Source organism: Nostoc sp. (assembly GCF_036917815.1).
In the GTDB taxonomy this organism is placed as follows: domain Bacteria; phylum Cyanobacteriota; class Cyanobacteriia; order Cyanobacteriales; family Nostocaceae; genus Nostoc.
The window spans coordinates 49,172-56,610 of record NZ_JBALEK010000006.1; the positions used below are offsets into that span (position 1 = coordinate 49,172).

6 protein-coding genes are annotated in these 7,439 nt (G+C 42.6%); 2 read left to right on the forward strand and 4 right to left on the reverse strand.

Annotation, left to right across the window (positions count from 1 at the left end; genetic code table 11):
* Window positions 1-167: 167 nt before the first annotated feature.
* Entirely contained in the window at window positions 168-632 is a 465-nt protein-coding gene (locus V7K97_RS01670) for a hypothetical protein (RefSeq protein ID WP_334798970.1), read from the forward strand.
* 50 nt (window positions 633-682) lie between these two features.
* Here the strand turns inward: V7K97_RS01670 and V7K97_RS01675 are convergent, their stop codons facing one another.
* Window positions 683-817, reverse strand: a complete 135-nt coding sequence (locus V7K97_RS01675) for a hypothetical protein (RefSeq protein ID WP_334798971.1) — start codon at window positions 815-817, stop codon at window positions 683-685.
* Complete coding sequence (locus tag V7K97_RS01680) at window positions 818-1,294, reverse strand: Uma2 family endonuclease (RefSeq protein ID WP_334798972.1); 477 nt, start codon at window positions 1,292-1,294, stop codon at window positions 818-820.
* Between the two features lie 388 nt (window positions 1,295-1,682).
* Here V7K97_RS01680 and V7K97_RS01685 point away from each other — a divergent pair, with 388 nt between their 5' ends.
* Entirely contained in the window at window positions 1,683-1,961 is a 279-nt protein-coding gene (locus V7K97_RS01685) for a hypothetical protein (protein ID WP_334798973.1), read from the forward strand.
* Window positions 1,962-2,047: 86 nt separating this feature from the next.
* Here V7K97_RS01685 and V7K97_RS01690 read toward each other — a convergent pair whose 3' ends face one another.
* Together V7K97_RS01690 and V7K97_RS01695 are read right to left on the reverse strand one after the other, a co-directional pair.
* Window positions 2,048-4,117, reverse strand: coding sequence for a prolyl oligopeptidase family serine peptidase (locus V7K97_RS01690; protein WP_334798974.1), 2,070 nt, complete (start codon window positions 4,115-4,117; stop codon window positions 2,048-2,050).
* Window positions 4,118-4,673: 556 nt separating this feature from the next.
* Window positions 4,674-7,439, reverse strand: a 2,766-nt coding sequence (locus tag V7K97_RS01695) for a hybrid sensor histidine kinase/response regulator (RefSeq protein WP_334798975.1), incomplete at its 5' end; no start/stop codon positions are given.

The following is a 7,439-nucleotide window of genomic DNA, read 5'->3' on the forward strand; positions in this document are numbered from 1 at the left end:
GTAGCCACTGCGTTGGGCGGCGAGCCACTCTTGTTGCACGTGGCGTGGATTTAGAGGGATCTCCAAGGGTTAGATGTATACAAAAGAACTTTTCAAACAACCTTTAAGCCTGTTGTCATCCCATGAGGGCAGGTATCTATGTCAAATTAGCAATAACTTTTTGAGATATGCAAACAAGAAACTTAATTGGCTCATTTACACTAGGTATGCTGTTAACAGCAATACCTGTATTATCAGCTAATGCCTCAGCAGTACCGGACTTGTACCAGTTCCAAGGGAAGAATGTCAGCATTACTTACTCAACCACAAGCTTTACTGGTAAGCCACTTTTTACCTATAAAGATCAGCAACAGACATTAAACTTTACAGGTAATGAGCAGATCCGTAGTGTAGAAACAGAAATTGGCACACTAGTAACTGTAACTATCCGTCAGACAGTAGATACTGGCAACACCTTGTTTACCTTGATCTTACCCCGTGTAAACCTTGGAAACAGCAAATCAGCCATAGTTGAAACTAAGGGAATCACAACAACAAACCTCTTTTCTGTGATTCCTAAATTTGACCAGGGGCAAAGACAAACTTATACAACAATCCCTTTGACTGGTACAGCCCAATCTGTCGAGTTTTAAACACAAGAGCGGTAATACTGTTTCTTTGTGAGGCTGCGCCAAACTCTGTTTCAAAAGAAAGCTTGCAACACAGATAAAAGTGACTTTTGGTTTGGCGCTTCTTTATATCGAATTGGTATCAGCGTTGGGATTGGGTGCATCCCAGAAGTAGAAGCGATCGCATTGATAAAATCTCTTCTCTGCAATTACCGTTTAATTTGCTTAGGAAACTTGGGAACTAACAAAGATTGCTCTAATTCACCTTGCTCATTATAGAATCTCATTTGACCTTGTTCATTACATAACCAAACTTCAACAGCTTTAGCTTCTAAATATAAATTTCTTTTAAATTCCATTTCTTCCAAAGTGTTACCACTGGATTTGACTTCTACACAAATTTCTGGTGCAATCGATGCTGATACTTCATCTTCAATTTGAGAAAATCGTTCCTCTGAACACCAGACAACATCAGCAACTTTCACACCGTCTGATGTGTTAATAGCACATTCTGGCATTACTTCTCCTGAATTCAATAAAGATTCTAATAAACGTTGGATTCTTCCTTGATAAAAAGAATGTTTAATTTTGACTGGACTCATAACGATTTGACCCCATTTATTTAATTCAATTTTGAAGGGTAAATCTTGTAATTGTTTGTGTTCACAAACTTCTTCCCATCTCATAGTTAATATTTGCCTAGAGTGATGATTTAATTTTAACTCATCTATTAATATTGAGACTCACCCTCTGATTGCAGATAAGAGAGTGGAACGAAACTCAGCCGTACTATCTCAATTAATTCATGAAGATTATCGAACAAAACCAGCATCGACTCATTTTGCGTTTTCAAAAATCGCTTTGGGGTGTATTACTCATTAGCATAACTTTGATTCCATTTGGTTTTTTCCTTTGTTTATTGGGGTTGGTACTCCAGTATGCTGATTATCCTGGAATCATCGCTGTAGTAAGTGGATGCGTAATAGTTGTATAGGAATCCGGTTTGATTTTTGAACAAAATTAAGTATTTGTAGGGTGCGTTAGCGTTTCGCGTAACGCACCAAATCCTTAAGAATGGTGCGTTACGCTGTCGCTAACGCACCCTACGTATCTGTTCAAAAATCAAATAGTAGTCCTATAGTTGTTCTATATACAATAATTAAGGATACAGAAATTACTACTTACACTTTTGATAAAGTAAAAAATTCCATTCTCTGGGAAAGAGAAAATCGATTCAAAATTTTACAGACAAAATCTGTTGAGTTTCCCTGTCATATTATTTCAGGTATTGAGGATAGCGATCGCGCGGCTATTGCAAGGGTAATGACAGCACTTGTAAGTTGGAACTACTGATGTGGGGAAAAACTAATTGTGTAAATTGATTATTGATTCAGTTAGTTTAGCCTCGTCGGGTGGGCAATCCCCACCCGACAAAGTTGCTACAATTTCACATCCAAAGCACGCACCAAAAAAGCCCATTTATCTGCGGCTTCTTCGATAATTTTAGCCGTGGGTTTACCTGCACCATGGCCTGCTTTCGTCTCAATTCTAATTAGCGTTGGCGTATCCCCAGCGTGAGCCTCTTGCAAAGCGGCGGCAAATTTGAAACTATGAGCAGGGACAACGCGATCGTCATGATCGGCTGTGGTAATTAAGGTTGCTGGGTAAGCTGTATCTGCTTTGAGATTTTGCAATGGCGAATAAGCATACAGCGCTGGAAACTCTTCTGGATTATCTGCTGAACCATATTCGGAAATCCAAGCCCAACCGATGGTAAATTTGTGGAACCGCAACATATCCATCACGCCGACTGCTGGCAAAGCCGCACCAAATAAATCGGGACGTTGAGTTATGCAAGCACCCACTAATAAACCACCATTACTACCACCTGCGATCGCTAGCTTCTCAGTCTTAGTATACTTATTAGCAATCAACCACTCAGCAGCGCCAATAAAATCATCAAAGACATTCTGCTTTTTCTCCTTCATTCCTGCTTGATGCCATTCTTCACCGTACTCTCCACCGCCACGAATATTAGGCATAGCATAGACACCACCCATCTCCATCCATACCAAAAGACTCACAGAAAAACCAGGTGTCATTGAGACATTAAAACCGCCATAAGCATAGAGATAAGTCTGGTTATTTCCATCCAATTTAATGCCTTTTTTGTACGTAATAAACATTGGCACTTTAGTACCATCTTTGCTGTGATAAAAGACTTGTTTTGTCTCGTAATTATCTGGATTAAAATCTACCTGTGGCTGGCGGAAAATCTCACTTTTTCCTGTCACCAGGTTGTAGCGATAAATAGTGCCTGGTATGGTAAAACTGTTAAAGCTATAAAAAGTTTCAGTATCATAACGCTTACCAGCAAAGCCATTGGCTGAACCGAGTCCGGGTAGTTCTACCTCTCGAATAAACGCACCTTTGAGATCAAAAATTTTGATTTGGCTGCGAGCATCTTTGAGGTAATCAGCAACGAACTGATTATTAAGTATACCGACACTTTCCAAAGTTTCCGCAGATTGGGGAATGATTTCTCGCCAATTTTCTAGCGACGGGTTTTTTGTGTCAATGGCAATAACTCTTCCCCGTGGTGCATTTAAATCTGTGCGGAAATAAAACACGCTATCATCATTGTCGATAAAGCTGTAATCTGCCTCAAACTGATTAATTAGTTCTACAACTTCAGCATTCTGGTTAGTCAAATCTTTGGAGAAAACCAAATTTTCTGAGTCACTACCCAGCCAAATTGAAATTATTAGATAACGTCCATCTTCAGTAACACCACCACTAAAACCCCATTCCTTTTGGTCAGGACGATGGTAAATTAAAACGTCTTCTGATTGGGGTTTACCTAGTTGATGATAGTAGAGTTTTTGATAATAGTTAACATCTTCTAATTGAGTTTTTTCATTTGGTTCATCGTAGCGACTGTAGAAAAAACCTTGATGATCGTGTGTCCAAGATGCGCCAGAGAATTTAATCCACTTCAAGTGATCTTGGAGGTCTTCACCAGTTTCAACATCGCGTACTTTCCACTCTTGCCAATCAGAACCAGAGGATGATAGACCATAAGCTAAAAGTCTACCATCCTCGCTAATGGACAATCCTGAAAGAGCAACAGTGCCATCTTCTGAAAGTTTATTCGGGTCGATTAAAACTTGGGGTTGATCGTTGAGGGTTTTCAAGGTGTAGAAGACACTTTGATTTTGCAGCCCATCGTTTTTAAAATAAAAGTAGCGTTCACCTTCTTTAAAAGGGATTCCGTATTTTTCATAATCCCAAAGTTGGGTAAGGCGCTGTTTAATTTTTTCCCTAGCAGGAATTTCACTCAGATAGCCAAAAGTAACTTGATTTTGTGCCTCAATCCAAGTTCTTGTTTCTTCAGAATCAGGATCTTCTAACCAACGATAAGAATCTGCGACTAAAGTACCGTGGTAGTCATCGACTTGATTGCTCTTGTGGCTGGATGGATAGGTGAGAGGTTTTTCAGAAGAAGGCATGGTCTTAGGTCAAAAGTGCTTCTTTACATACTATAAGAAAAGCCCAAAGGCTTGTGTCACTTAGTTCCCAGTATTACAGCAGTTTTCATGTATTTAGACCACAATTATCAGACCTAACCCCCAGGAAGGGGAGAAAATCAAAGCCTCTCTCCTCCGAGGAGCTACGGTGTACACACATCTTTGTACAAAACCAAAATCGTGAAGATCCCCCTAAATCCCCCGATAAATTGGGGGACTTTAAGAAGTTTTTGCCCCCCAATTTATCGGGGGGTTGGGGGGATCAAAAGCTTGTGGGCAACTCTCTAAGACTTGTGTGTACACCGTAGCCTCCGAGGAGAGAGGAATGGAAGTGAGGTCTATTTGTGGTTCATTTACCTGAAAATCGCTGTAAGACTGGGAACGAATTCTGAATGGGCTGCTGACTCTCGTCAAGCCACTGGAGGCGGCAGCCCTCCCAGAGTTGCTTCCCAGCCTCCAGGCTGGGAACCAGTTAGGACCTAGCCCTTGTCCTCTTCATTGATAGCAACCCTGCAAGGTGATTTTCAAAATTTTGAACCTAAGCATTAGTTGGACTACTAATCAGTTTCTCCCCTTTGAGCATCCGCGTCGCAGCTTCTAGGAGAGCTTCTTCGAGATAAGGCTTGGTAAAGTAGCCACTAGCACCGAGTTGAGATGCAATTTGTCTGTGCTTGTCTGCACCCCGCGAGGTGAGCATTGCGATCGGTAAGTGGTTGAGGTTAGAGTCTTTCTGGATGCGAGAGAGTAATTCTAGACCATCGCAACGGGGCATTTCGATGTCGCAAAATACGATATCGCAAGGCAGACCGGAGCGAAGTTTATCCCAAGCTTCCTGACCATCACGCGCCTGTTCTACGCGATAACCTGCCTTATTAAACGTCAGGGATAGCAATTCTCGGACTGTAATTGAGTCATCGACAATTAGCACTGTCGGGTCAATCTTCGCAGGAGAGGTATCTTGAGGAGTAGCTTTTTGTTGCCAAGAATTGCCACCCATTTGTGTAGAAATCCGTCCTTGGAAGATGTCAATTATTTCCAGCACGTCAGCAATGGGCATAATCCGACCATCACCCAGGACTGTAGCACCAGCTACACCAATGGGTTTGGGGGCTGGGCCTTCAAATTGCTTAATTACAATTTCTTGTTCGCTCAACACTAGGTCAATCTGTAGAGCAATCATGGTATTTGCCGATCGCACCACAACCACCGAAACCATATCATCATCTCTGGTGCCGCCATAGACGTTACCGCGACTGATTTGGCGATTGAAGGTTAAAAGTTCCTTCAGAGGTCGGAATGGCAGCACTGTATCACGCCAGGAAATAAATGATTGCCCATTGGCATCGTGCTGAATACTTTTGAGTGGTATATCCAGGGTATCTTCTACACCATCCATCGGGAAGGCAACCCTGGCTCGATCGGAGACGCAGCAAAGAGCTTTACAAATACTCAGAGTCAGTGGTAAACGAATGGTGAAGGTGGTTCCCTTACCAAGAGTAGAATCGGTGTTAACTGTTCCCCGAATTTCGCTAATCTCGGAGCGCACTACGTCCATACCCACACCACGACCAGAAATTTCATCTGCCTGGTCTTTAATGGTAAAACCAGACTGGAACAGCAGATCGTAGACTTCCAGACGAGACATGGCTTTTGCCTGCGCTTCTGTAATCATGCCAACCTTCACAGCCTTAGCTTTCACCTTGGCCGAATCGATACCTGCACCATCATCGCCTACGGAAATGATCGTTTGATTACCTTGGTGGAAGGCACGGATGGTGATGATTCCCACGGGTGGTTTACCAGCAGCTTGCCGTTCTTCTGGGGTTTCAATACCGTGAGCGATCGCATTATTCAGCATGTGAGTTAATGGATCGGTAAGATGATCCAAAATCATCTTGTCAATTAAGGTCTCACCACCCTCGATCACCAACTCTACTTGTTTGCCACACTTGATGGCGTTGTCGCGCACTCCTCGCCGCCAGCGATCGATAGTTTGGGCAAAATGCACCATTCGCGCTCTTGTTAATCCCTCTTGTAACTGGGTGGTTACTTGGCGGAACTGCCTTGCGACTCGCTCGGTTTCTTCGGTAACAAAATCAATGTCACTAGCCGACTCTCGCACTCGCACAATGCGTTCAATCATCTGCTGTGAGAGGGTGTGGAAGGGTGTAAAACGATCCATTTCTAACTCGCTAAAACCCCTGTCGGCGTTGGCATCTGGCGCTTGAACGCCGGGGTCTTTCTTTTTGCGTCCAGCTAACAGAGAGGCTTCTAATAGCGATCGCTCATACAACTCTTGCATCCTTGCGCCCACATCTGAGAGTTGTTGTACCTGAATCAGCAAGTTATCTAATGACTGTCGCAGCCGTTCATGATCCTGCTCTAAGGTGTTGCGATTTACCACCAACTCCCCAACCAAATTACTCATATCGTCCAGTTGCTTAACTGGAACCTTCATCGTTTCTTCAAATCTCGGAGTCCGACGAGTAGAGGGACGGGTAGCTTTGTTGGTGCTGGATTTGACTGAGGGTGAATGGGATATTGTTTGATCGGCTTCTGCCAGCAACTTCTCCAAATCACCAAATTCATCTTTTATCGCTGGTGATGGAATAGGAATTTTAGCCAAGACTGGTTGAATGTCTAGGGGCTGGCTGCGATCGCTGTCATTATCTGTACCTAGCAATTCTTCCAGGGCAGCAAAATCTAGTTCTGGTATCTCCTTAGCTTTGGGGATGGATGCGACTTCCTCTCCTAATAATGCTGCCAAGTCTGCAAATTCATCTTCTAGAGTAACTTCTTCAATGGTTTCTCTAGTTGCCAACTCTTCAGTCGAGGCAATAATAGTATTTTCTCCCTCTGACACTGGTGCCGCTTCAGATGTCTCTCCTAAATTCCAAAAATCGTTCTCTACATCTTCCTGAATAACCTTTTGTGTGAAGTCATTAACAGATCGTGAGTCAATTATTGCTGCATTCTTTTCTAATTTCTCCTGATTTTCTCCTTCTGCTAGAGTAGTTTCTGTAAACAATAAATCATTTTCAAAATCTATATTTTCTGTGAACTCAAAGGTCGTTTCTAAATTATTATTCTCATCAGAATCTAAAACTTCTAGACTCGTCTGGAGTGAATCGGAAGTTTCCCCAAAAATGATATTTTCTGATAGTTCATCCACAGGATTCTCTGTGGTGTCCATCTGAATATAGGTAGAATCATTTCTCGCGACATCTTCAAACAGCAGTTGGGGATTTTCATCGAAGGAGCCAAACAAATCACTTGACTCTACTTGGGATAATGCTGAATCGGA

Excerpts from the sequence above, each read along its gene's own strand:
- V7K97_RS01670 (WP_334798970.1), top strand. The coding sequence starts at position 168 with ATGCAAACAAGAAACTTAATTGGCTCATTTACACTAGGTATGCTGTTA.
- V7K97_RS01680 (WP_334798972.1), bottom strand. The coding sequence starts at position 1,294 with ATGAGATGGGAAGAAGTTTGTGAACACAAACAATTACAAGATTTACCC.
- V7K97_RS01685 (WP_334798973.1), top strand. The coding sequence starts at position 1,683 with ATGGTGCGTTACGCTGTCGCTAACGCACCCTACGTATCTGTTCAAAAA.
- V7K97_RS01690 (WP_334798974.1), bottom strand. The coding sequence starts at position 4,117 with ATGCCTTCTTCTGAAAAACCTCTCACCTATCCATCCAGCCACAAGAGC.